The 22,886-nt window shown below is 59.9% G+C and carries 35 protein-coding genes; 15 read left to right on the forward strand and 20 right to left on the reverse strand.

The genetic code is table 11. The annotated features are described in order from the left end of the window. The first annotated feature begins 93 nt into the window (after positions 1 to 93). From G7068_RS13640 to G7068_RS13710, 15 genes are all read left to right on the forward strand, one after another. Positions 94 to 351: a hypothetical protein gene (locus tag G7068_RS13640; RefSeq protein ID WP_166292462.1), complete on the forward strand. Its 258-nt coding sequence runs from the start codon at positions 94 to 96 to the stop codon at positions 349 to 351. A 3-nt stretch (positions 352 to 354) separates the two neighbouring features. Beyond that, positions 355 to 702, forward strand: coding sequence for a hypothetical protein (locus G7068_RS13645; protein WP_166292463.1), 348 nt, complete (start codon positions 355 to 357; stop codon positions 700 to 702). Further along, positions 702 to 1,199 carry a single-stranded DNA-binding protein gene (gene ssb, locus G7068_RS13650; protein WP_166292464.1) on the forward strand — a complete coding sequence of 166 codons (498 nt, stop codon included), beginning with the start codon at positions 702 to 704 and terminating at the stop codon, positions 1,197 to 1,199. Before G7068_RS13645 ends, ssb begins: the two co-directional genes overlap by 1 nt. 295 nt (positions 1,200 to 1,494) lie before the next feature. Then, entirely contained in the window at positions 1,495 to 1,758 is a 264-nt protein-coding gene (locus tag G7068_RS13655; RefSeq protein WP_166292465.1) for a hypothetical protein, read from the forward strand. Beyond that, positions 1,755 to 2,105: a DUF7574 domain-containing protein gene (locus tag G7068_RS13660; RefSeq protein WP_166292466.1), complete on the forward strand. Its 351-nt coding sequence runs from the start codon at positions 1,755 to 1,757 to the stop codon at positions 2,103 to 2,105. The genes G7068_RS13655 and G7068_RS13660 overlap by 4 nt, the downstream gene beginning before the upstream one ends. A 97-nt stretch (positions 2,106 to 2,202) precedes the next feature. Next, complete coding sequence (locus tag G7068_RS13665; RefSeq protein WP_166292467.1) at positions 2,203 to 2,694, forward strand: hypothetical protein; 492 nt, start codon at positions 2,203 to 2,205, stop codon at positions 2,692 to 2,694. Continuing rightward, complete coding sequence (locus G7068_RS13670; RefSeq protein WP_166292468.1) at positions 2,691 to 2,864, forward strand: hypothetical protein; 174 nt, start codon at positions 2,691 to 2,693, stop codon at positions 2,862 to 2,864. The genes G7068_RS13665 and G7068_RS13670 overlap by 4 nt, the downstream gene beginning before the upstream one ends. Positions 2,865 to 2,902: 38 nt before the next feature. Further along, complete coding sequence (locus G7068_RS13675; protein WP_166292469.1) at positions 2,903 to 3,226, forward strand: hypothetical protein; 324 nt, start codon at positions 2,903 to 2,905, stop codon at positions 3,224 to 3,226. Next, positions 3,223 to 3,945 (forward strand): hypothetical protein, encoded by a 723-nt coding sequence (locus G7068_RS13680; protein WP_166292470.1) that lies wholly within the window; start codon positions 3,223 to 3,225, stop codon positions 3,943 to 3,945. The genes G7068_RS13675 and G7068_RS13680 overlap by 4 nt, the downstream gene beginning before the upstream one ends. 207 nt (positions 3,946 to 4,152) lie before the next feature. Next, positions 4,153 to 4,467: a hypothetical protein gene (locus tag G7068_RS13685; protein WP_166292471.1), complete on the forward strand. Its 315-nt coding sequence runs from the start codon at positions 4,153 to 4,155 to the stop codon at positions 4,465 to 4,467. Next, positions 4,464 to 4,658 (forward strand): hypothetical protein, encoded by a 195-nt coding sequence (locus G7068_RS13690; protein ID WP_166287167.1) that lies wholly within the window; start codon positions 4,464 to 4,466, stop codon positions 4,656 to 4,658. Before G7068_RS13685 ends, G7068_RS13690 begins: the two co-directional genes overlap by 4 nt. A gap of 248 nt (positions 4,659 to 4,906) precedes the next feature. Next, positions 4,907 to 5,089: a hypothetical protein gene (locus G7068_RS13695; protein WP_166292472.1), complete on the forward strand. Its 183-nt coding sequence runs from the start codon at positions 4,907 to 4,909 to the stop codon at positions 5,087 to 5,089. A gap of 228 nt (positions 5,090 to 5,317) precedes the next feature. Continuing rightward, the gene (locus G7068_RS13700) at positions 5,318 to 5,941 is read left to right on the forward strand and encodes an SOS response-associated peptidase family protein (RefSeq protein WP_166292473.1); all 624 of its coding nucleotides are present in this window, start codon (positions 5,318 to 5,320) and stop codon (positions 5,939 to 5,941) included. A 48-nt stretch (positions 5,942 to 5,989) separates the two neighbouring features. Next, complete coding sequence (locus G7068_RS13705) at positions 5,990 to 6,262, forward strand: hypothetical protein (RefSeq protein WP_166292474.1); 273 nt, start codon at positions 5,990 to 5,992, stop codon at positions 6,260 to 6,262. Positions 6,263 to 6,476: 214 nt separating this feature from the next. Then, entirely contained in the window at positions 6,477 to 6,908 is a 432-nt protein-coding gene (locus tag G7068_RS13710) for an Hsp20/alpha crystallin family protein (protein ID WP_166292475.1), read from the forward strand. Between the two features lie 145 nt (positions 6,909 to 7,053). On the opposite strand, the gene G7068_RS13715 is transcribed toward G7068_RS13710, so the two are convergent. From G7068_RS13715 to G7068_RS13810, 20 genes are all read right to left on the reverse strand, one after another. Continuing rightward, entirely contained in the window at positions 7,054 to 7,245 is a 192-nt protein-coding gene (locus tag G7068_RS13715; protein ID WP_166292476.1) for a hypothetical protein, read from the reverse strand. A 4-nt stretch (positions 7,246 to 7,249) separates the two neighbouring features. Further along, the gene (locus G7068_RS13720; RefSeq protein ID WP_166292477.1) at positions 7,250 to 7,600 is read right to left on the reverse strand and encodes a hypothetical protein; all 351 of its coding nucleotides are present in this window, start codon (positions 7,598 to 7,600) and stop codon (positions 7,250 to 7,252) included. Continuing rightward, positions 7,597 to 8,274 carry a M23 family metallopeptidase gene (locus tag G7068_RS13725; RefSeq protein ID WP_166292478.1) on the reverse strand — a complete coding sequence of 226 codons (678 nt, stop codon included), beginning with the start codon at positions 8,272 to 8,274 and terminating at the stop codon, positions 7,597 to 7,599. The genes G7068_RS13720 and G7068_RS13725 overlap by 4 nt, the downstream gene beginning before the upstream one ends. 45 nt (positions 8,275 to 8,319) lie before the next feature. Continuing rightward, complete coding sequence (locus G7068_RS13730) at positions 8,320 to 8,613, reverse strand: hypothetical protein (RefSeq protein ID WP_166292479.1); 294 nt, start codon at positions 8,611 to 8,613, stop codon at positions 8,320 to 8,322. A gap of 10 nt (positions 8,614 to 8,623) precedes the next feature. Continuing rightward, positions 8,624 to 10,681 (reverse strand): hypothetical protein, encoded by a 2,058-nt coding sequence (locus G7068_RS13735; RefSeq protein WP_166292480.1) that lies wholly within the window; start codon positions 10,679 to 10,681, stop codon positions 8,624 to 8,626. 62 nt (positions 10,682 to 10,743) lie between these two features. Continuing rightward, positions 10,744 to 12,207: a hypothetical protein gene (locus G7068_RS13740; RefSeq protein ID WP_166292481.1), complete on the reverse strand. Its 1,464-nt coding sequence runs from the start codon at positions 12,205 to 12,207 to the stop codon at positions 10,744 to 10,746. 10 nt (positions 12,208 to 12,217) lie between these two features. Continuing rightward, a complete protein-coding gene (locus G7068_RS13745) occupies positions 12,218 to 13,279 on the reverse strand; it encodes a hypothetical protein (protein ID WP_166292482.1) in 1,062 nt (353 codons plus the stop codon). Further along, a complete protein-coding gene (locus G7068_RS13750; protein WP_166292483.1) occupies positions 13,280 to 14,182 on the reverse strand; it encodes a phage tail family protein in 903 nt (300 codons plus the stop codon). Then, complete coding sequence (locus tag G7068_RS13755) at positions 14,183 to 17,734, reverse strand: tape measure protein (RefSeq protein WP_166292484.1); 3,552 nt, start codon at positions 17,732 to 17,734, stop codon at positions 14,183 to 14,185. Further along, positions 17,731 to 18,063 (reverse strand): hypothetical protein, encoded by a 333-nt coding sequence (locus tag G7068_RS13760; RefSeq protein ID WP_166292485.1) that lies wholly within the window; start codon positions 18,061 to 18,063, stop codon positions 17,731 to 17,733. Before G7068_RS13760 ends, G7068_RS13755 begins: the two co-directional genes overlap by 4 nt. Then, entirely contained in the window at positions 17,985 to 18,491 is a 507-nt protein-coding gene (locus G7068_RS13765) for a hypothetical protein (protein ID WP_166292486.1), read from the reverse strand. Before G7068_RS13765 ends, G7068_RS13760 begins: the two co-directional genes overlap by 79 nt. A gap of 93 nt (positions 18,492 to 18,584) precedes the next feature. Then, positions 18,585 to 19,103, reverse strand: a complete 519-nt coding sequence (locus G7068_RS13770; protein ID WP_166292487.1) for a hypothetical protein — start codon at positions 19,101 to 19,103, stop codon at positions 18,585 to 18,587. A 72-nt stretch (positions 19,104 to 19,175) separates the two neighbouring features. Further along, positions 19,176 to 19,637, reverse strand: a complete 462-nt coding sequence (locus G7068_RS13775) for a hypothetical protein (protein ID WP_166292488.1) — start codon at positions 19,635 to 19,637, stop codon at positions 19,176 to 19,178. Beyond that, a complete protein-coding gene (locus tag G7068_RS13780; protein WP_166292489.1) occupies positions 19,634 to 19,984 on the reverse strand; it encodes a hypothetical protein in 351 nt (116 codons plus the stop codon). Before G7068_RS13780 ends, G7068_RS13775 begins: the two co-directional genes overlap by 4 nt. Next, positions 19,981 to 20,337, reverse strand: a complete 357-nt coding sequence (locus G7068_RS13785; protein ID WP_166292490.1) for a hypothetical protein — start codon at positions 20,335 to 20,337, stop codon at positions 19,981 to 19,983. Before G7068_RS13785 ends, G7068_RS13780 begins: the two co-directional genes overlap by 4 nt. 4 nt (positions 20,338 to 20,341) lie before the next feature. After that, positions 20,342 to 20,740, reverse strand: coding sequence for a head-tail connector protein (locus tag G7068_RS13790; RefSeq protein WP_166292491.1), 399 nt, complete (start codon positions 20,738 to 20,740; stop codon positions 20,342 to 20,344). 5 nt (positions 20,741 to 20,745) lie between these two features. Continuing rightward, positions 20,746 to 20,958 (reverse strand): hypothetical protein, encoded by a 213-nt coding sequence (locus tag G7068_RS13795; protein ID WP_166292183.1) that lies wholly within the window; start codon positions 20,956 to 20,958, stop codon positions 20,746 to 20,748. After that, complete coding sequence (locus G7068_RS13800) at positions 20,958 to 21,131, reverse strand: hypothetical protein (protein ID WP_166292184.1); 174 nt, start codon at positions 21,129 to 21,131, stop codon at positions 20,958 to 20,960. Before G7068_RS13800 ends, G7068_RS13795 begins: the two co-directional genes overlap by 1 nt. 76 nt (positions 21,132 to 21,207) lie before the next feature. Next, the gene (locus G7068_RS13805) at positions 21,208 to 22,176 is read right to left on the reverse strand and encodes a major capsid protein (RefSeq protein ID WP_166292492.1); all 969 of its coding nucleotides are present in this window, start codon (positions 22,174 to 22,176) and stop codon (positions 21,208 to 21,210) included. Positions 22,177 to 22,192: 16 nt separating this feature from the next. Further along, positions 22,193 to 22,855 carry a hypothetical protein gene (locus G7068_RS13810; protein ID WP_166292493.1) on the reverse strand — a complete coding sequence of 221 codons (663 nt, stop codon included), beginning with the start codon at positions 22,853 to 22,855 and terminating at the stop codon, positions 22,193 to 22,195. Between the last annotated feature and the right edge of the window lie 31 nt (positions 22,856 to 22,886).

A 22,886-nucleotide genomic window follows, 5' to 3' on the forward strand; every position in this document is an offset into this window, starting at 1 on the left:
GGAAGAAGCCGCGGTGCGTGCCGCGAAAGAAGCACGCACAGCGGCCAGGCGACAAAAACAGTATTGCCCCCACGGGCTACCCCGACATGAGGCATGCGAAAGGTGTGGACCATCATGGCCGGGGAAGACCTAGATCCGCTCGCACTGTTCCTGCTGTCCTGCAGCCCGGCGAAGGTGTCACGAGAGTGGCATGTCGTGAAGAACCGCGACGCCCTGCTCATGGAGCGCCCGCGGGAAAGCCTCACCCGTCGAGGGTTGAGCGTGCCAACAAACACGCTGCCCTCGCTTGAAGAACTATCCGCCCAGAGATGGGCATTAGACGCGTGGAAAACCGCGCAGAAAGAGAGCTAGACAATGAGTAATTTGGTAGAACACGCACGACGTGAGCTGGAACTGCTCGGAGAAGAACCGCAGACAGTTCAGGGATACCTCAACGTTGTACAGGCGTTCGCGGACATGGGGCACAGTGGAGGGTCTGCCTCGGTGGCGATCCCTGTCATTCATGATCTGTTGCAGTTCAAGAACCTGCGGCCTCTCACGAACTCTCCCGAAGAGTGGGTGAACGTTGCTGACGCACTGTGGCAGAACAAGCGCAACTCGGAAGCGTTCAGCGATGACGGCGGCAAAACGTACCGGTTGCTGTCGGAGGGCGGCACATCGCGAAACCGAGGCCCGAAGCACATCTCAGAGGAGGCGAAATAATGGCCGGTGAGCCGCTGATCACTGTTGTCGGTAACCTTGTTGCCGACCCCGAGCCTCGCGTGTCGCAGGCCGGTAAGTCGTGGGTGACGTTCCGTATCGCCTCGACACCAAGGGTGCGTGACCGCCAGTCCGGTGACTGGTCGGATGGTGAAGCGTTGTGGCTGGGGTGTCGTGCATATGGTGAGTATGCCGACAACATTGTTGCGTCGTTGACGAAGGGCACTCGCGTGATTGTGCAGGGCAGGTTGACGCAGCGGTCGTACACGGACAACCAAGGCGTACAGCGCACGTCGTTGGATCTTGAGGTTGAAGAGATCGGGCCATCACTCCGATTCGCAACCACACAGATCACCCGGGGTCAGGACCGAGGGCAGGTTGGCAGCTACAGCGCAGCCGGTGCCGGGTCTGGCGCGAGTTCAGGGGCACCCGAGGGGCAGAGTGCTTGGGGGCAACCGGCAGGCGCTCAAAACGGCTTTGACGATGAACAGCCATTTTAAGGGGACGTGACGAAATGACTTCGCGTGCAACACCTGACAAAGCGGGAATGAAAGCGGCCCGTAGGCTCGCTGGATGGGAAATCGGAGATCGGTATTGGGCTGATCTGATCATCGAGGCATACCTAAACCCCGATGACGCGAACTCGCGCATGGACGAAAAGGACATCCCGAAACATACGGGCGTGTACCGCTAGCCCCTACCAACCGCAGTATCTAGCCCCGCCAAGAGAGCGGGGCATTTTCGTACCCCGGGGGCCGCATCGTGTGGCCCCCGCAGGCGTTAAAGGAGAAGCTGATGAAGATTTACGCGTTCGCGAGCAGGTTTGCGCGCGGAGGTGCCTACCTGGTGGCGGGCACCAACATTCGAGATGCCGCACTCAAGATCGAAAGGTCGTTAGGTCGCCGCCCAACGATGGGCAACACGGCGACCGCGAGCGACCTGGCCAACTGTGACCAGTCGCAACTCACGGAAGACGAGTGCGTGATCTTGGGGGAGCGGCTACGTGAAGCCGAGGCTGACGCGGCGCGGGTTCTCGCGCAGATAGGACAAACGAAATGAAAAATATCCACGACAATCCCGCAGATTTCGGGATGATCAAGGTCGATGAGTTCGACCTCTCGGACGGCTGCTGGCAGTTCGATTACGTGATGGTCTGGCAATCGATCACCGATAAACGCGTGTTCTACGTCGGCACGGACAGCGGGTGCTCCTGCCCTTCACCATACGAAGACGTGCAATCTATCGAAGACCTCGAACGCCTCAACCCTGACAACCCACGACCCCAGATCGAAACGCTGTTCCGATTGGGCGAGCAGAACTACACGTACTCGGCAGCAGAGTTGCAGCGTGGAGTGAGCGACATGGTTGCACGGGTCAAGAAGGCGCAGGAAGGACCGCGGAAATGAGTGAAGAGGGCTGCGTGGAGGGTTGTTGTGGCCCGGCGTGCGCTAGCAGGTGGCTGCATCCGTGCTGCGGGAAATGCTGCGAGGAAGGGCAAACGAAATGACGATGACACCAGAACAGAAACGCGCACAGATCGACAAGTTGCGCGAGTTGGCAGACTCGCAGTTCAACCTCTCGATTCCCGACGAGGCAAAGCGGGCAATTACTCGCGCTGCTGACGCTTTGGAAGCGACACCAGACACACCAGACGAGAACGACCGAAAAATGCTAGCTGCACAATTCCGCGAATACCTCGGGCAGGAAATCTACTGGTGCAGTCGTGACCATTCCGCGTGGAGTCACGGGACGATGGGTCTGGATGACTTCTCGCTCGCGGCTGACGATGACGAGATTATCGACTCACTTGTGGGTATCGCGCTTTCTCGTGCTGCTGTACCCGAGACAGCACCAAAACCGTCGCACAAATGCGGCTTCTGTAATTACCCATTCCCAGTTGGTGAAGGCGACCCAGACACCTGCAAGTACGCAAAATGCACAATCTGCGGCAACGAAGACGACTGGATTCCAGTACCGGAGAGGGGCGAGGGATGAGCGAGAAACCAGACGACGTTAAGACTTCGCCTTACGTGTCCACCACTACCCCGTGGTGGGCGGATGATGCGGAGTGGGCACGGGTGCGTGAGGGGGAAGCCCGAGTGGAGAAGGTCAAGCGTGAGCTTGAAGAGATGGATTCTGCCGCACCGGAGAGGGGCGAGGGATGAGCAAGGCGACCACGATCACAACTGAAGGAGAATCGGAAATGAACGAAGTGAAGATTTACCCGGCTCTGACGCAAGAAGATTTCACACCCAGCTCAGGAGATACCGTGCTCGGCGTCGTGTTGGTGGAGGACGAGCAAGCTGACTATGTGATGGCCTTCGGGCACATCGACCCCGAACTCTACGCCGCAGCGGTAAACGAGTACGACCGTAAGAACGCGGGCTACGACCCCGCATATGAAGCCAGCGACGTGATGCAGTGTTACGCGGTTACCGTTACGGCACCTCCCGAGTGGGTCATGTCGTGGGCCTCGGAGTACCAAGAGCACCCCGACCGTTTCCCGATCACGGTGGTGTCGCGATGACTAAGACGGCAGAGCAGGTATTTAAGGCCGCTTGGCATGAGGCTGATGCGGAAGGGAAAGAGGGCGAGCGAGTAGCTGCGGGGCTTGATGCTCTCCGGCTTGCTGGTTTGTTGGTGGGTGAGCCTAGCGAAGAACAGCGGGAACGGGCCAAGAAAGTTGCTAGCGGGGTATTCATTGACGGAAACCCATTCTCAAACGTTGAGGATGCGTGGATAGACGGTTTTACTGAGGGCTCCGCCCTCCCTGCTGCTGGTGTCACCCCACCCGCACCAACATGCCAAACCTGCAATGGAATTGGGCTTGTGGGTAGCAACCACATGAACTCTGGGGAGTGCCCTGATTGCGTGACTGCTATCAGGCTCGAACGCGAGAAGCAGGCGTTGGAGCGTGTGTGGAAAGCGATGGGGTGTGCCGGGAACCCAGACGCGTACAAGCCGAGCGTGCGCGACATCATGTGGAAACAGGTGGTGGAGTACTGCGAACGGCAGAACGCAGGCAACAACCGTCTACACCGCGAGAACGAGGAACTACGGGCTGCACTTGCCTCGCCGGTAGAGCCGGTAACGGTAAACGAAGCGAAACTCGCCGAGATTGTTTGTGAGCTCTTGCCGCTGGCGTGGGTGGATAGCTCAGAGATAAGTGGTGCTTCGGTGGGCCGCAATATCGCGCGAAAGATGACCGAAGGCAAAGACCTCTGGCTACGAGGTGGTGGGCGATGAGTGAGCGTGTCGTGTGGCGGCAACGACCATACCGCCACGAACGGAGGTATTCGAACCCGCGCAAATTCCCCTACCTGGTCGAATGGGGAAATACGCGCCTCACAACACCCGCGAAAGTCCGAATGTATGCGGTAGCGCGCCTCGTGGCACTCGTCTGGGTGCTCAGGGGGCGCACAGGAGTCTTCATTGAGAGGCGGGGTGATCGTAGTGAGTGAGGGATACACGCCAACCACGGAACAAGTGCGTTCAGGGTATGCGAGCGACCCAGTAGGTGAGTACCACGACCCGATCAATGCGGCAGCGAATGAGCGAGCGGCAGCGCGAGGGTTTGATCGGTGGCTTGCTGAGGTTGAGCGTGCCGCCGCCGAGAAAGCATGGGGCGATCTTGCTCGGATTGCATACCCGCTGTACGAAGCGGCCGAGGCGGCCTATGTGGGGCACAAGGAACCGTCAACGCTACTCGCGCCACTCGGGAAGCTTGCCGCGCAGACAAACCCGTATCAACGAGAGGAAGAGAAATGAGCGTAACCGTGGCGCTAATGCTGTCCGCGCTCCCGTTTGCGATCGTCGCTTTTGGCGGCTTAGTAAATGCCGGTGTTGAGAGCGGGATTGATGATCGGAAGGCAACGACATCCGCGCGTGTAGCAGTGTGGTGCGGGTCGGTTGCCGTGACCCTGTTTATCGCTGGACTTTGGGCGGGAGTGGAATGGTGAGCGGAAAGCTTGATCTTGACGAGTTAGAACGCATGCCGGTGGCGAAGCATAGCCCACATGTGCGGGCCCTGATCGCTGAGCTCCGAGAAGCACGCGCCGCCATCGAGAGAGTACGCGCGTTACATCATGTACCAGTTGAGCCGTCACGCGACCGACGCTTTAGTCATCGAGACGAGGAATGCGTGTCGTGCGGTGAGCTCGCACCGTGCTCGACCGTCCGGGCGGTCGATGCGGGCTAGTCTGGGGTCATGATTGCTCGCGCCCATCTCGCTCTCGAAGCTAACGCGGTCCCGCCTGAGGATCGTCACACCCGTGACCTCTCCACCTTTGAAATGGTGGAGGTCACGGGCGAGGGCGAGACATGGGAGGCCGCAAAGTCAGCGTGCGTGATCCCGGAAAACGCGCTCATCATCTCCTGGATCAAAGAGTAAGTTATCCACAGATTCCCGTAACCGCCACATCGGGGCGTGAAGCGCGGGCAAGCTGGGTGCATGTGGACTTGCTTGAAGTGCGGTGGACCAATGGGCAGGGAGAGCGCGAGCGTGCTCCGGTGCAGCGAATGCGGTGAGGGCAGAATCCTCGCGCCGCTCCCGGATCGGCTACCTTGGGAACCCGAAACCCCCTAGCCTCGGATCAGCTCAGGGGCGTATTCTGCCTGCATGTGTGCATCATACGGACTCAGCGGATCAGGTGAGCGGATCGAGCTGCCGGACGGGTTAGAGCCTCTGAGCGAGAAGGATTCGCAAGCGCTTCTGTCTGAGTGGATGGAGCAGCGCAGCGGGAGCGCGAAGATCACCGGCAAGAACGCAGTCAACCTCAACCCGATTATCCGTGCGAATGAATCGGGGGAGCGTGAGCTGCTGATGGCGTGGTGGTGGATCTGGCTCGACAGCAGCGGCCCGGTGAAATTCTCGGCATTCAACTCGCGCGATGACAAACTCCTACGGTCATGGAAGCGCCCCTTTCAGCACCGCGCAATCCTCCCCGCATCCTGGTACGTCGAAAAGGGCGGGAAGTTCCACCTCCCAGAGCATGAGCCGTTCGGCATCGCGGCACTCACCAACACCGTTACTCGAGAAGACGGCACCGAGCTTGTCACTTACTCGATGGTCACCCGCGACTCCGTAGGCGAAGCCGCCGACTATTGGCCGCGCATGCCGCTCGTGCTCCCACAAGACCTGTATTCCGATTGGCTCGACCCCAAGCGTCCCGGCGACGAATCGCTCGTGTCAGAGGTGCAGCACGGCTCCGACGAAATCTCACGCACACTCACCGCGGCATGAATGTCAGCCCCCTGCCGTACCCTCAACTCCTGACCGCAGGAGAGCACCATGAAATACATCGACAACCTGATCCAAATCGACACCAACACATGGATCGTGCTACGCGAGATCAGGCAACACCCCAAGGCCATCATCCACAAAATCACCGACACAACCGGCGCGGACCGCTACATGGTGATGAAATGGGAATCCGACCCCGCACAGCGCCGCATGACAGGGATCTACAACGGACTGACCGAGGCCGAGAAAACCGTACCGTGGCCAAGCACACGCCCAACCACGCAAAGCAACCGCGGAATCGGGCCAGGCGGCTACCAGTAAACACAAAAGACCCCCTCGCCCGAACGCGAGAGGGAGCTTACTTGGTTACTTCCAGTTTCTCTTACTGGGCACTGTCTGACACTCATCGCTGAGCAGCCACTTTTGAGCAATTTTCCAGCACCCTTTATTAGCACTCTCAGGTAGCGAGTGCTAATCTAAAACCACTTGAGCGCCCCAAGCTCAAGCACCACACTTGGAAGGAGATTAATTCATTATGTCCATGTCTTTTGATCCTTTTACCGAGATGGAACGCATTGCCAACAGCGTGACGCAACGATCACCGATGCGCGCAATGCCAGTCGATCTCTATCGAGACAACAACGCCTACGTGCTCAACGCCGACCTCCCAGGAATGGACCCAGGATCTATCGACGTTGATGTTGACGGACAAATCCTCACCATCCGAGCCAACCGGACAACCGCGCGAACAGACGGCGTGAAATGGCTCGCCAAAGAACGACCAGCGGGAAGCTACCTGCGACAGTTCAGCATCGGTGAAGGAGTCGACACTACCGCAATCTCAGCAAACTACGAGAACGGCGTGCTCAGTCTCATTATTCCCATGAGCGAGAAGGCAAAACCACGAAAGATTGAAGTCCAAACCGGCATGAGCGTGCCAGACGGACACAAAGAACTCGCCACCTAATCAGCGGGGCAGGTAAATGAGAGGTGGGGCCATCCGGGTCCCACCTCTTGTTGTTTGTGAAACAGGATCCTTTGACACGGCAAACTGCACCGGACACAAAAATAACCCCCTCGCTCAACCCGTAGGTCAAGCGAGGGAGCAAGGGTCACACCGTGTCTTCGGTGTCGCTGCCGGTACGTGTGATGTTCGCGCCAGCGAGGCTGCCAACTCCGAGAAGTCCGACGCCCGCGGTCACGAGCCCTCCGTCGCCGTTGAGTCCGCCGATAATGGCGAGTGCGGCACCTGTGGCCGCGCTGATCAGATACGCGCCGAGGCGCGCGAACTCTGTAGGTTTCATGTTCTTATCCTCCGTTAATCAGACGTGCGAGAAGTGTTGCACCGCCAGCGCCAATCACACCGACAACAACAGTTGGCAGCCAAGAGAAGCGTGAGACTTGATTGCCAACCGTTCCAAGCTGTGATTCGAGCGTTGTTACACGGGTATCGAGCGAGCGAATATCCGCGGCGTCGCCCTCCTGCCGAATCGTCGCGCCCTCGATCATGCGCAACCTACTGGAATGCGAATCAAGACGCTCATCGACCTTCGCGAGGCGCTCCACGATCACTTCAAGCTTTGCAAGCCGCTCCTGGGTGTTCTGGCCTTGCTTCCAGAGATCACCCATCCCGATTCCACCGGGCGGGGCTGCGGTCATTTCGAGACTCGCTTGAACTTCGCCCAGCCACCGCCATCAGTAACAAACGGTGTCACTCCGAGCTGCTTCGCGAACGCATCAGCCGCGCGCTGGGTTGAGAGTTCCATCTGGAACTTGGGGCCGAAGATGAGCCAGCGGCCCTGACCTTTGCCCGCTGCATGCTCGTAGAATGCCATCAACATGTTGTGCTCCTTGCGTTTTGGTGTTGGTGCTGCGGGCTTAGCCGGTGCAGCGTGTTTGGGTAGCGCAATCGCGCCGAGGTTGTGTGGGTGAGCCCATGCGCCGCCGGACCATGCACGATCCCACCGGAGTTCCCAGTGGCAGTGCGGCCCGGTCGTGTAGCCGGAGTTCCCGGATAGGCCGATGATCTGGCCAGCGGTCACCCACTGCCCGTACTGCACATCGATACGTGACAGATGCCCGTACCTTGCGATTAGGCCATCAGAGCGGCGAATATCAACAGTGAGGCCTTCACCGTTCGCCCAAACCCCGTTAATCTGGCCTCGCGCGCCGTCGCCGCCAGCAAACACGACCTGGCCATCAAAGCTCGCCGCGAGTGGTGTCCCAACCCCAACAGCAAAGTCGGTGCCGTAATGCCACCAACTGCCGCCGTCACGAGGCCCAGGCCACTCAGACACGAGCGCCGGATCGAGCGGGTAATAAAGTTGCGCCATGAATTTCCCCTCCTTACATGCAAAAACCCCGCTACCTGGCGGGGTCTAGTTGGTTTCGGCTTGCGGTGGATCTGGGGGTGACTCAGCCTTACGGATCGCCTGCACCGCGGCAAGAATCATGCCGTCACTAATCACCGAGCTATCACCTCCCGGCTCCGACACCTTGCTAGCCAGTGCAGACTCATACGCGGCATCCCACCCCGGCTGAGCCGACAACCTCCACCCCTGCTGCGACGCCCAAAACGGCGCATCAGGAACCCCCTCAGAAGCGGCACACGCCGTCACCCGCTGAATAATCAACTGATCCCCGGCAAGCTTCGCCTGAGTCAAATACGACATCACATACTCCTTACGATGAGGCAGGCCACGACCCATGCCCCAAAAACGAGGTAGAGGCCGCGGTATGCAAATTACGGATCGTGCATCGCCCAGTAGCAGAATCCACCCACCCCAGACCGGGAACACTGCCACCACCAACAACCGAGATCGGTTTGTTGAGCGGCGGATACGCGGCAGCAGGCAACGTGAACGCAGGCGCAAGCACACCATTCGCCGCGACACTCGCCGTGTACTTCACATCAAATTCGAGATAAATGATTCCTAGCTTGCGCATCCAACGGCACGTACCCGTACCGCCAGGGATCGCGACATTTTGCCAGTCAGTGTCAATACGCGACCGGATCGTGTCCTGGACCGTAATAACGCCATCGCCATCAAACCTGAATCGGCCAATCAGCGTGTCATCGCGCACGGCAACGATACTTAGAAGTGATCCGCCAGCATCGAGCCGGAGCTCTGATCGAGTGTCTGCTTGGGTGCTGGACACGCCCATCTCGACTGAAATTGCGCTCGCACCGAAAAGGTGAGGACGCACAAAACCCGAGAGCCCGCCATAGTCTGCCTCAAGCTGAGAGTCTTGAAACTTGATCATCGACCCATCAGCCGCTTCGCTGTAGACGCGTGCAGCACCAGACGGCGCGCGATCAATCGCAGCCTTCCCAGAGAGCGAGGTGTATCTAACCACGGTCAAATCGTCAATGTAGATCAACGCGGCACCAGCGCCAGCATCCGATACCCTGATCTGGCTTACTGACACGCCAGAGGGAATCGCACACCGAATCTCTACCCATGTTTTCGCAGGCATGTCATACCCGCCATAGACTTGCGCCTCGTCGGTGACCAGCATTGAACCGGCCACCGACCTCCAAACCCATACGGAAAAATAGCCTCCCCGAGGAAACGACGTCGTTGGGATGGGCCGCTTTGCGCCTCGTTCAGTGGTCGAGGGATTCTTGGAAAGCAGTAGGGAATAGTTGCCACTGCGCTTCTGCGCAGTTGAGAGCGTCGGCTTCGGAATTGGGTCCCATGGCCCCACCCATTGACCAACCGACTCACACTGATCCGTAAGCACCGTTTCGGACGCTTCGACAGACGGAAGTGTAAAGGTAGACCCTTCAAACCGGTTGCCGAAAAACTCGCCACCAATGATCGTCGGCGCATAGATCTGGGCATTCCCAATCGCGATAGTGCCATCCTCGCTCGGGATCAACAACTGATCCATGAGCACCTGATCACGCACCCACTCAGCGCCCGCCCACCGGTCAATCCGGTATGGATGACCGTCAGCGTTCACACGCACCAACTGAGCGCCGATCCGAAACCCACCTTCAGGCATCGCCGGGGAATACACGCCATCAGGCCCGACCCGGTAGCGTGCCGCCCTCAACGCATCCTCACGCGCCTGCACTGCTTTCGCGTCAGCGGTAGCGGCGGCTTGCGCGGCGCTATCAGCAGCGAGCTTCGCCTCTGCAGCTTTCTCTTTCGCTGCCCGTTCAGCTTCGTCGGCCTTGTCCTGAGCATCCTTCGCCGCCGCAACCTTTGCTGCAGCGACCGCCCGCCCAGTTTCGTCGTTCGCATCAATCTGAGCCTGCTCAGCTTGAGCCTTAGCAAACTCCTTGGCCGCCAGTTCAGCATCAGCGGCACGATCAATCGCCGCTTGCGCCGCGTCCTTCGCCTCACGCTGAGCAGAATTCGCAGTGGTCTTCGCCGCCTCAGCATCATTCGCGGCAGCATCCGCGACCGCTTTCACACCCTCCGCAAATTCAGACACCTCAGATGCAGCCCGGATTGCTTCCTCGGCCTGCTCTTGGGCCGCCTGCACCACAAGATTCGTGCCGATGACACTCATTTGGGTTTCATGCAAACCATCCGCAAGGGCTTCCTGCTCAGTGATTGCCTCGCCAATCAGATCGAAATCGCTGGACTGTGCCGCATCAAGAGCGGCAAGGACTTCACGCTGACCCGGCAAAGCCGCAGCCGCGTCCGTAGCGTCAGCGAACGCATCAGAGAGTTGCACCTCGCCATCCGGCGTGGAGATCGTCGACCTCACTACCTGACGTGTGCGCATCAATCCTTGTACATCCTTTGAGAGCGCAGCCTGTTGGCGGGCGATCCTATCGAGTGCATCACTCATATGGCATTCACCCTTTCAAGTCGAAGTTCAGCCTCAATTGGGCTGCGTAGTTTCCATGACAGAATCCGGTGCCACCAGGCGATCCTGCCCACGTTGGGTACGACGCCCTGCACAAGGATCGTGTCGCCCGGATTCCAAGACCACAACGGTGCCGCAGGGTTGTCACGCACGGTAATCGAGGGGATCTCCAAGAAGCCTCCCGCGTACTTCAGCTCGGTAGCGACTTCGGCGCGCAAGGCTGAGACCGTGGATATTTCGGGTCGTGAGAGAACGATGTTGCGGCGTGCTCGACGATCCACCCGAGCACTATTTGCCCGGATTGCGCCATCGCCCTCACCAGCACCGCGACCCAGGACCTCAGATGCGTACGGAATCGAGCGCGGCTTGAGCTCCGAAATGATGTTGATGCCCTGCTGAAAAGTCAGGTCATCACGTGTGCGGCCTGCAGAAGGGTAGGCAATCTGGATGCGGTAGTCCGGTTTGCCTTCACTCCACACAGCACGAGTTGTGAAGTCGAAACCATACTGTTTCGCAAGCTTTGTGATTTCGTCCCACGTGTCGGGGAAATCAGCGGCCTCAATCTTGAGCCCACCACCATCCTTACGAGCTTGTTCTTGTGCTGCCCGATACGCTTCCTCCGCATCGTCGTAAGGTTCCTGCCACGGTGTCTCTTCATCGCGCAGGTCTTCAAGCTGGGTCTGCAACGGCTCGATCTTCTTGTCGCGCTCGTCACGTTTCTTCTTGAGCGCTTCCTGCTTTGTTGTAACCTGAGCTTTCGCCGCGTCGAGCTGAGCTTTCGGGGCTTTCGCCTGTACAAGCGCGTCATACGCTTGAGTTGCGTCGTCACGAGCACGGGTGAGGGGACGCAACAGCGGTGCATATTGTTCTCGTATCTTCCGAATCTGCGCCTCTTTCGCTTTGCGAGGCTTAGACCGAAGCTCAAGCGCTGCCTTCGCTTTATCGACTGCGATCTTCGCGGCAGTCGCTTTGATGTCTGAGTCAGTTCCTTCGCGGAGCGGAGTCGACCCCACAACCGACACCCCAAAGTCGCCCGATGGTGCGGCTTGCGTGTACGCCCAAAGGTCACGTACGACTGCAGCGGGGTCGACTTTCACGCCGTGAATGTTGCCTGTGAACGTCAGTCCGTCGGGGTAGCCCGCAATTTCGCGAACCGTGAACTTGAGGTTCGGCCCGTCCGGGGTTACTTCGTGGACGATGCCTTGCCATCTGCGCCGGTCGACTCCACTTCCGGTCTCTGCGTTGATGATCGTGCCGCCCTCTTCAATCAGAGGGTGTCCGTCCTCCGCGATACCAGAGGCGAGGCCATGAGGCAGTGTCGCTTCGAGAACCCCGTACATGTTCAGCCCCCACTCGCATCCCGAGGTGATGGTGAGAGGGAGTGAGCGGTGCAGCGTTTGCCAGGTGCCGAATCGTTGCGCGACATATACGAGGTCAGTCATGCTGTCCTCCCTATGCTGCGGTCTGCTTGAACGTCACGTCCAGGTCGAACGACGACGCCCAGTTCACTGACGGTGCGTTCACCGCGGAACCACCTTGAAGATTGACTCGTGGGAAAAAGCGTTTGGTTTTGCCACGCAGCTCTGGCTTGATGTAGGCAGTATCTGCCACACGCATGGTCATTGTGTGTCCACCTGCTTTTTCGGCGATGTCCCAATTGCTGAGTTGTCCTCGCCACACATCAGGGTCAATCGTTGCGCCGACCTGCAACCACATTCCACCAAACACGTTCCCTGCACCGTCTTTCGGGCCTACGAAAAGTTGTGACCAGGTGATGGTGTAGGCCATGTAAGTGGCCCACTCAGGAATATCGATGTCGAGGATTCCCGCGGATTCGGCCTCCGCAGGCCACGTCTGTCCGCCTGTCGGATATGCGCCAGTGTTCGTGATCTGCTTGTATCCGGTGCCTGCCTCGGTGAGGTTGATCGCCCGAACGACGCGCTCGCTCATCGGCTGCGCGACCTTCCGCAGGTCCGTGATCGTGCCTGTGATGTTGTCGATAGTGCCCTTCATCGCCGGTACCTTGATGCGTCCGAGGGTGATCGCCGTATCGTTCTCATGCCCGACAACCTGCTGGACACGGGTCGTAGTCGCACTCACACCGGAGATGACCCGCACATAGATGTACTGCTCATTCGCAAGCAGTTCAAGTGCTGGTTTCGGGTAGGTCGAGCCTGCTGCGTGTGGGTCTTCAACCCGGAGAATTACGAGGTCGTAACGGTCCTGATTCGTAGTGTTTTGCGCGATCGGCACTTCGACCTCGCGGAAGATGTTCGCCTGATAGGTCTGAGTCTCCCCGCCGACATACCGGCTCCGTACAAGAGCTGAGCCCGTGATGACACGCACTCCCTGTCCCGGGATCGCGAGCGGCATCACCTTCAGATCAGAGACACCGCCGACGCCCTCATTTCCGCGGGTCGCGGTGTGCACGAGCCGCCGTGCGGACTCGGGGGTGTGCTCGGCACCGCCGCCAATAAACCAGCGGTCGATGCCAGCTTCTTGAATGCTGGCCATTTAGATGCTCTCTTTCGTTGTGCGCCACCGCACAGACGCGGTAGCAGTACCTTCGAGTGATGTGCCACGTAGGGCGAGTTCTTGCGGGCCAGGAGCCATCGCAGCGTCAGCAAGCTGCACCGCGCCCGAGGTGAGGACGTTCGCTGCACGGCCGTTGAGGGTCATGCCTCGATGACCGGGCCGGGTGTCGATCTCGACAACATCGAACGCGCCGAGGCTGCGGTTGAGTGGCATGCGCCAACGCGATGTGAGTTCCACCTGCGCACCAGACCCGAGCGGGCCTTTCACTGTGATGATGGGCCACGCCGGAACATCGCCCGCAACCGTGAACGGACGCGCACGAGAAGACTCCACAGACGTGCTCAGAGGTGCTTTGAGTGGTGCTTTCAGCCCGCCCGTCTGCGGGGGGACGAGGCCGACCGTCTGGGTATGCCAGCCACCACCATCCGACATGTCAAACACGCCAGTGCCAGCGGGTACAAAAAGGGCCGAGCCCGTAATGAGCCCGACCCCTTGATGATCGTCATTCCAAGACACACCCCGCGGTCTGCCTTCGATGGCTTGCTCGCCACCCATCACCAACTCACAGACAGCGCCGGGAGTGCGGCGCACCGGATCGGCACGCCACCCCCGCTCAAACGCCTGCCGTGCCGCCCACGCAAGGCGGGCGCACTCATCCGGGCCAGCCGGATACGTCGTGAAATCAATCTTGACCGCGATGGCGAGTTGCCCCGACTCGATGAAATCCTGCCCGAAAGCCGTTCCATCCTGCCGAGGCAACTGGCTATCGTCGGTGCGGTACACGTCGCCGGAGACGGTGAGCTTCACGAACTCGACGTTGTGTTCTCGCGTTCCGAAACGTAGGTCGGTTCCCTCGTAGATCAGTTGCCAATCGCCATACATCTAGCGGCCACCTCTCTCGTAAAAATCGAGCCTCGTCTTGAACTCTTCAAACTGATCCTTCGTGACACCCGCTCCGATAGAGACCGACCCGATGAGGGGTGCGTCACGGCCACGCTCAACACGCGACACCGTGACCGGAGCCGCCGCCGAGGGCGTGGCGCTTGTGCGGTTCGCGAGCATGTCACCACGCGCAAACGCACGCGTCCCATACACCTGAGACGCTGGAACAACCGGGAACGCGAGACGTTTCAGCGACTCAAGCGCGAGCCCGATGTTGCGCTCACGGTAGGCGGGATTGCCGGAGATGTAGGCCTCCCACGGCACCCCGAGCTCCTTCTCCGCGAAGATGTGCGGGGAACCGTCGATGCCTACCTTTGGGATGCCACCAACGACACCCCGATACATTCCCGAAGGGAACCCACCCGCAGCAAAATGATGTCCACCTGCGACATACGCACCGCCTTGGTAGTTTTTCTTCCCGTCATCTCCGCCGCCGAAAATGCTCACAAACGCCTTGCCTACGCGTCCAGCGACGCTTGACCACACGCTCTCAAAGTTTGAACTATCGCCATCAATGACAACCGTCTTCTTGTCAAACTTCTTGTCGACGATGGCTTGGATCTTCTCGTTCGCGTCCTCGGTCTTTCCCCACACCACAGACTCTTTGTCACTGATCTTTCGAACCTCGACATCATCAAGCTTTGCGAAAGCGTCACCGGGGTCTCCCTTGATTTGGAAGAGCTTCTCTGGCACTTCGTAGTTCGCGATGTCGGTGAGGTTTTGGTTCACTACATCAACACCCTGGGCCGTGATGATGAACTCCTTACCGTCAGGCGAGGATTCCACTGTGTATCCGAGGCCTTCGAGGGCAAGCTTTGTTTCTTCAGCCCCTTCAGCCTTGATCGAGAAAGTCGCTCCTTCGTCCAGCTTTGCGAGCTCGCCGAGAATTCCAATGACCTGTTGTCCGGTCTCGGTAACGTTTTCCACTTGGAGAACCGTTGCGACTTGCGAGGGCACAGCGAAATAGGTGTCAATTAGGTTTCGGATTGCGGCGTCTGACAGCCCCATAGCCTTCAGCTGTTCTTCAACGCCCGCGCGATATTCGTTGCCTTTGGCTGTTGCGGATACGAGCGCACCTGCGTAGTCGTTGTGTGCAATCCTCGCGTCCGACGCTTGCATGATCTGTGACTGCATGTCTTTGTTCATGCCGGTGAGCATCTGCCCAAAGGAGATACCTTCCTGGGTGCCCTTGTTGATTTCACCATTTGCGGCATTGAGGATTTCCGCAAACTTGACGCCCTCATTGTTGACTTGGCCGAGTGCGTCTGCGATATTAAGTTTCTTCTGGGCGAAATCTAGATCAGCTTCCGCAGCAGATTTTGTGCCCCCGGTCAGTTCGTCAAGTGCCTGCGTCAACGCCCTAACGCGTGTCTCTGCGTCTTGGGTGATGTCGCGGGCCACTTCCAGCGCATCATTGAAACGTTGATTGCTTCGACCAGCGTCAGTCAGCGCTGCTGCGGCCTCTCGATCCGACTGGATCTTCTCTCGTGTCGCTTGCTGCGCATCTTCCAGCGCGGATTTATGCTCTTCAAGGATCTCGGAGAATTCCTTAACGCGATTCTTAGCGTTTGTAGCTGTTGCCGACCAAGTGTCCAAGTTCTTGTCACCGGTCGTTGTAGAGGCGACATGCTCATCCATCGCGCTATTCACGCGCTTCAAAGCATCTTCGTTCCCAAGAATCGCATGCTGCAGATCTCGGTAGGAGATGCCCATTTCATCCGCTAGTGTCTTGGCGCGTGTCTCTCCGAGCTGCGATAGAACAGTGGCTTCAGTCGCTTTCGTCATTGCGCCTGTGGTCTCATTCAGAGTGTCTTTTAGCGCGAGCACCCTACTGTTGTGCTCTTCAACTTTCTGCTGGGCGGCTGCGTTGGCCATCGCCCACGCACCGAGCGCCATTGAAACCGCAGTGATCGCAATGCCGATGGGGTTGCTCAGGAATGCAGCTTTCAGAGCAGCGCCGAGCCCCTTTACCGACCCGGTTGCGGTCATTGATGCTGCGGAAAGCGCGCCCATACCTGCGCTTGTCTGGCCCAACGATGCTTGGATCGCAGATCGTTCGATGAATCTCTTCATGGCGTCGCCAACGAGAGTTAGTGGCCCCTGCAGCGCGCTCGTCGCCTTGTGGAACGCGAGGAATGCGGCGGCTCCAACCAGGACTGGCGCGGGGATCTTCTCGACAATCCCGACCACTACCTTGAGGGCAGACGCAAAAACGTCGACACCGGACGCCACCACAGGGAGTGCGGCGTTGAGGGTCCCCGAGAGGGTCGTTGCGAGCTCCGCCACGACAGGTACGAGGGGCTTGCCTGCTTCGAGCACGCCCTTCAGCGATTCACGTACCTCGGGGGATGCTGCTGCCATGCCCACGAGCGCGGCCACGACAGGGTTGGCCGAGATCCCGAGAGTGGTGAGTACCTTCCCGAGCGGCCCAACTTGTGCACCGAGCGCGAGTGTCGCGCCCGCGAGGGCTGCAACACCGGGTGCGTGATGGCCGAGCTTGTCGAGTGACTGCTCAAGCGTCGACGCATCCCAACGCTGAATCGACATGCGTGCTTTGTCGAGCCCCTCAGTGAGGGACGCAAAGAACGGCATCCCCCTCTGGGTGAGGATCGACATGACCGGGATGGCCTGCTTCTCGATAGCCCTGAGTACGTCGGCGACTTGGTTGCCCCAGGTGACCGCCATGCCGCCACCCTGAGCAGACACGAACGGTTCCGCGATGTGTGCGCCGAGGTCACGGTTTGCCGCCTTGATGCGGTCGACCGCACCAGACCACTGTTCTTTCACTCCATCAGCGGCACCCTTAAATCGGGTATCCATCGCAGACACGAGGGCATCGAGGGCATCTTGCCCGCCGAGCGTACCCTTCGTAATGCTGTCGCGGATCTCGTTGCCGGTTTTCCCCATCGAGGAACCGATGAGGGTTGCAGCGTCGAGGCCGCGGTAACCAAGCTGGTTGAGGGTTTCGGCGGTGATCTTGCCCGTCGATTGGACGTTGGCGAGGATGTTGACAACCTCTGAGATTTGCTCGTTCGAGCCGCCCATCGCCGCGACCGACTGCTGTACCGCATCCAGGGTCGGGATGACTTTCGCGGCTTCCATGCCGAAGCCAAGGAGCTGCTGCTGCGCCGAGATAAAGACGGACTTCGAGAATGGCGAGTTCCTCGCGAAGTCGTCGAGCTTCGACATCTGCGCGTTGGCCTGCTCAGTACCACCGAGCAGCACCTTGAGCGCCGCACGACTGTTCTGCTGCAGACTGTTGTAGCTGATGCCGGTCTTGGTGAGGATCGCGAGATACGCACCCGCAGCCGACACAAGCCCGGTCGTGGCACCGGCAGCGGTCCGTACTGCGGCTTCGCCTGCGCGCCCGAACGCGGAACCCTTCTGGCCCGCTTCTTCGAACTTGCGGCCCACCCCGTCCATCTCGCGATGGAACTCAGCTACACCATCAAGCGTGAGGGCTGCGCTGAGCCGGCCTACTTCGAAACTCATGTGTCACCGTCTTTCTGATGAAGGCGCGCAAACGTTGCGCCGGTCACGCTGTCGCGGATACCGAAGAGCGCGAGCACGTACTCGCGTAGAGACCGCCACGGAGTCTCGAGCAGCGCTTGTTCGTTGACGGGGAGGCCCGGATAGAAGCGGGCAAGATCAGGGAGTACGTAGCCGCGCCAATGCTCAATGACGTGCCGCCAGAGCTCTCGCGAGTCAATACCCGCGGTGTCGCTGTCGGCTTCCTCGCGCTCTAGACGGAGGTATTCAGGCCACCAGTCAGGTTCGGCGTAGAAGCCGTCTCCGAGGTGAGCCCCACCCCATCGAGCCAAGTCCTCAGAATTTTCCACTGATCGCCCAGCCCGGAGGATTGCATCACGCGTCCGAGGGCTTTTGGGTAGCCACCACCCTCTTCAAGCAGGTCCATGACGGCATCGATGCCACCACCACCCGTGTTCCACAAGACCGCTGCCTGAGACACCACTGTTGCGCGCGCAGAACGCAGCTTGTCAAACTCAGCCCAACGCTTGTTGGTGCGCCCCTTCACCGGGACGCCGAGAGCGAGCTTCGCGATCTTCTCGGTATCGGAGGCGAGTCGTTCGGAACCGTGCTCGTGGCCGGTGGTGCCCATCGTGATTCCCACGAGGATGGCCTGGATCTCGATGCCGATCTTGCCGGGTACCGGATAGACGGTGTAGTCGGTTCCGTCGCCGAAGTCGAGGATGAGGTTGCCGTTGAGTTCGCGTGCGGTGGTAGTCATGGTCGTGCTCCTTGAATGCTTGTGGGTCGCGCTAAGGGGTGCCTCGGGGCGCGGCACGACCAATGCACGCCCCGAGGGGTCTTGAGATCCGGGTTACGGAGTAGTAGTGAGTGCCGGGTTCGGTACGACCTTGCGGTCACCCTTCGAGGTGAGCGTGATCGACAGGAACTCGATGTCCGCGTTGCCGGTGTTCTTGCGCTGGAACGACGCCTCGACGGTGAACTGCCAGCTGAGCTCTTCAATCCACTCGTGGTAGACGCGAGCCGCGATGACCTTCTTGGAATGGTCACCACCATCAAGGTGCGCCTGCGCTGCAGCGATAATCAGCGACAGATACGGGGCAAGCTTCCCCTCAGCGTTCTTTACTGCCTTCGCATCAAACGCGACAGTGAACGACTCACCCACGGTCGAGGTGTCGTCCTGGCCGCGGTTTGCGTAGGTCGCACCGTCAGCGGTCTTCGGGGACGCGTTGGGCTGCAGCCCGGTGATGTCGGGTGCGGGCAGCCACACGTACTCGGTTTCGGGTGCAGTCGGGATGGACGCGATGTCGAGCTTGAACTCGTAGCTCTGTCCGTTGATGCCCTTCGTTGGGGCGGGAGGTGCGTAAACCATGAGGTTCTCCTTCGGTTTTGGGTACAAAAAAGCCCCCAACGTGGTGTCAGGGGCTAGATGAACTGTGGGTGGTTAGTCGTCGGCGTATCGGTTGCCGCGAAACTCAAAATTCTGGGTCGTCTCAAGCGACTCGGTCGCGGAAGGTTCACCCCAAGTGGTTGAACCGATTTGGCGTACGCGGTCGAAGTCGAGACCTCCAAGAGTTATCGGGGTCAGGTCGGGGAAGCAGGCCCGTATGTCGTCGAGCCAGTCACGCACCTGCAGCGCCCCCATACCGGGGTGCCTGGCCCGGATCTGAATACGAGTGCGCTCAATATTGAGGATCCCGGCTTGCGGCATGTACGGCGTGATCACACACGTGGCCTGTGTTTCCGCGCCGGTACCAGTTGGGGAGTGATCGAAGTAGATACCCCGTTCACCCCGTCCGTAGGGTGTCCCGTCTGCGTTGTAGATCGCGAGGCCCGCAGCGTGAAGCCGTTCAGCGATCCCCACCAGGAGACGCGCCGTGTAGCGCTGTGGTTCGTAGGTGGTCATGGCCCGAGCGCCTTCCCGAGTCGGGATGCGATGGCCTGCTGATACTTCGCTTCGTTCTCCGTGAGTGGGCCTTCGAGGTATTTCGCTTGGCCCTCGTCGTGCCGCCAGTCCATCTCTTCATGCTGGCGCGCAGCGTAGGGGGTGTCGTAGGAGACATACGCGGTGAGACTCCCCGCCGTTGCAGGCGTGACCTGCACAGAGGCGCGCAGTGGGCCGCGGTCGATAGGGGCCAGCGGTACGGAGTCACCACGCAGCAGCTCGGCGGCATGATTCAATGCCTCGGGTGCTTCGGCTTTCAGCGCCGCAATCAGGGCGTCGCCGTGCCATTCTGTCGTGACGTTACTCATGTGAGCCTCACCTCCAACAGGTCAACAAACTCTGGGTGCTCGTACCGCCCGGCACTCTCGACATGCGCGTCTCGCTGGTCACGAGTGCCTGCCCAGATCGTCACACGTGTTTCCGGGATCGGAATATCCTCAAGTTCTGACCGTTCGCAGTAGACCACCGCGGTGATGCTGGTTTCCTTGTCGTACTGGTCACGGATGAGTTTGATGTCGTCAAGGATTTGCGCACGCTTGAGCGTTACCGGGGTGCCGTAGACGCGCCCATTTGCTCCGCCACCCAAGTACGGCGTGACAGTGACGAGCTCACGATGTGGCAAAAGCGCGTTGAGCGTGCGCTCCATCCGTCGCTTCGACACGAGCCTAGGCATTTTGCACCGTGCCAGGAATCAGGCCAGCCAGTCGCAGGATCCGCACAGCGACAGGATTGTGCTGCGGAAGCGCCGTGCCATCGGTTTTGCTGTTGCTGCGTCCACCGATAGATAGTGGGCCGAGCGAGACCGGCACGTCACCCAATGTGATGGTTGCTTCGTCGCCGTGCTCGGCGCGGTACTCGGCTTGCGCGCACGTCGCGTCACGCAGCGCTTCGATCACATGCGGCTCGGTAGGTGCACCGTCGTGATCGACACGGTAGATCGCAGTGAGGAGCATTTCGTCGACCTCTAGCGAGGCATCGCGGAGAAGACGAGCCGCACCCTCAGGCGCTTCTTTCACGTCAAGCCAAGAGGCGTAATCGGTGTCGGTTGCGTAGGTGCGGCTCATCTGTCTCACTTCTTTCGCTGTTTCGGTGCAGGCTCAGCGGCCTGCTCGGTTGGGTCGGGTGACGGCTTCTCGGTCGGCACCTTGACGATCCCCGCGGATGCAAACAGCCGCTGCGTCTCGGGACCGACGTTGATGTCGGCGGTCAGCCCATCAACAAACGGTGTCCCGCCGAACACGACGCGACCCTGGGGTGCGTTCGAGTCTTTGTAGATGGTCATTACTCGACCGCCTCAGTCTTTGCGCGCGGCCTCTTCCCGGACTCGACCTTGTAGCCGTGACGTTCGAAGTAGGCGAGCGCCCGCGGGTCATCTGTCTCGGCCTCACCGTTCACGAAATCAACGCCCGCAACGTTGCCGGTAAATCCCTTCACAGGGGTGTAAATCTTCGCCATGTTGTTACTCCTCGTTCATGGGTAGATCGGGTGAGTGTGGACCGCACGCGAAGGGTGCGGTCCACACTGCGGACTGCTAGACGGTGAGGTCGCGCAGTACCGCCGCCGACTTGGTTGACTTGAGCGCGACACCCACAGGGCCGAGCTCGACGCCGCCCTCCTGCACTGCCTTCACGTTCGAGAAGTCAGGCAGCCAGGACTCGATGAGCTGGCCTCCCGCGGTCGAGATGGCATGGAAGCCGTCGAGCGCGACACGGTACGCGTACAGGCTCGTCTTGCCCCCAGTAATCGGGATGATCGGGCTGTTAGTGCCCGCCTTGTTGCCAGGATCGGCGAAGAAGATCCCGCCGTAGTTTTCGCGCGTGATCGGGCGCCCGTTCGCACCCATCAGGCCCTCAACTGGTTCGCGGTTGTACATGGACGAACGGCGCACGATAGCACGCACCTTCGCGAGCGCCTTGGCGTTGCCGAGGATCACGGTCGGGGTGCCATCAAGCAGCGACAGGAACTCATCAAACAGGTCCAGTGCCTTGTGCGGCGCAGACGGGTCCGTGTCGAGATCCTGCCAGTTTGCTGCCGTGACCATCTCAGTCGAGGAGCCAGCAAGCGCCTTGTCCAGCCCGTCGAAACCATGAGCCTCGACGGCGGTGTCACCGTTGATAACGGCATCCTGGAACTTCGTCGAGGTGGCCTTGACCTTCTGACGCATGTTCAGAGCGACACCACCAGATGCGGCGGGACCGAGCTTCGCGATCACGCGGTCGATCTGGAACGTGCCACCGAGCACGGCGAGGCCGGTCACGTGGTGTTCGGTCTCGACGTTCACGGGCGTGTACTCGGTGTTGAGTTCACGGAAGTCGGCGGTGGGCTGAGTCTTGAGTCGACGGTACCCGTAGGCCATCGTCGCCCCACCGCCTGCAGGGTTCACGACATCGTCGAAGAGCATCGTGTCGAGCACCACGGATTCTTTGCGGAATTCGTCAATGACGGTGACATCGAGGTCGGTCTGGGTGTTGCGGTTGGCTTCTGCCAGTGTGATCGGCATGGGCTACTCCTTTCGGTTAGGCGCTCATTGCGGCGGCTACGACACCGTCGAGCGTTTTAGGCGTGTTGTTGGTTCCCCCTGACGGGGTTGCCCCGGATGTCCCGGGAAGTGTTGGTGCCGCAGCGTATGCGGGGTTGGCGTCGACGAACGCTTTGACCGCTGCACCGAGCGCGGCGGTGTCGGTCAGGTCGACCTCTTTGATCGAGGCCTGGAATGACGCGGAATCGAGCAGGAGTGCAGCGTTCGCGGTATCGCCTGCGGCGGTGCGCACGGCGCTGTCACGCTGGAACGAAGCAACCTGAGCGCTTGCCTCATCGCGCGCCTTCTCTGCCGCAGCGAGTGCCGCCTGCGCATCCTCAGCCGCCTTGAGAGCGGTCTGGTTCTCGGTCATGAGCTTCTGCACCTGCTCGGGCGTGAACCCCTGGATCTGCTGAGCTGCCGCGGGTGCCTCCGGTGCCGGTGCTGCCTGGGGAGGCGTGGCCTTGCCGAGGGTGGCGAGCATCGCAGCAACATCAGCCGGGGACGCTGCAGAGCTAGCCGCTTCGCCGCCCGCTGGTGCTGCGGGTGCCGCACCGTTCTCTCCATCCGCAAAGCGAATGCCTCGGAGTGCAAGTGGTGCCCGTCCGATAGACCAGCCGACCGTGGCCGGTTCGCCCTGACGAAACGTTGATGTGTTCATGGGTCGTGCCTCCTCAGGCGTGGTTGGTGCC

Source organism: Leucobacter viscericola, from assembly GCF_011299575.1.
GTDB lineage: Bacteria > Actinomycetota > Actinomycetes > Actinomycetales > Microbacteriaceae > Leucobacter > Leucobacter viscericola.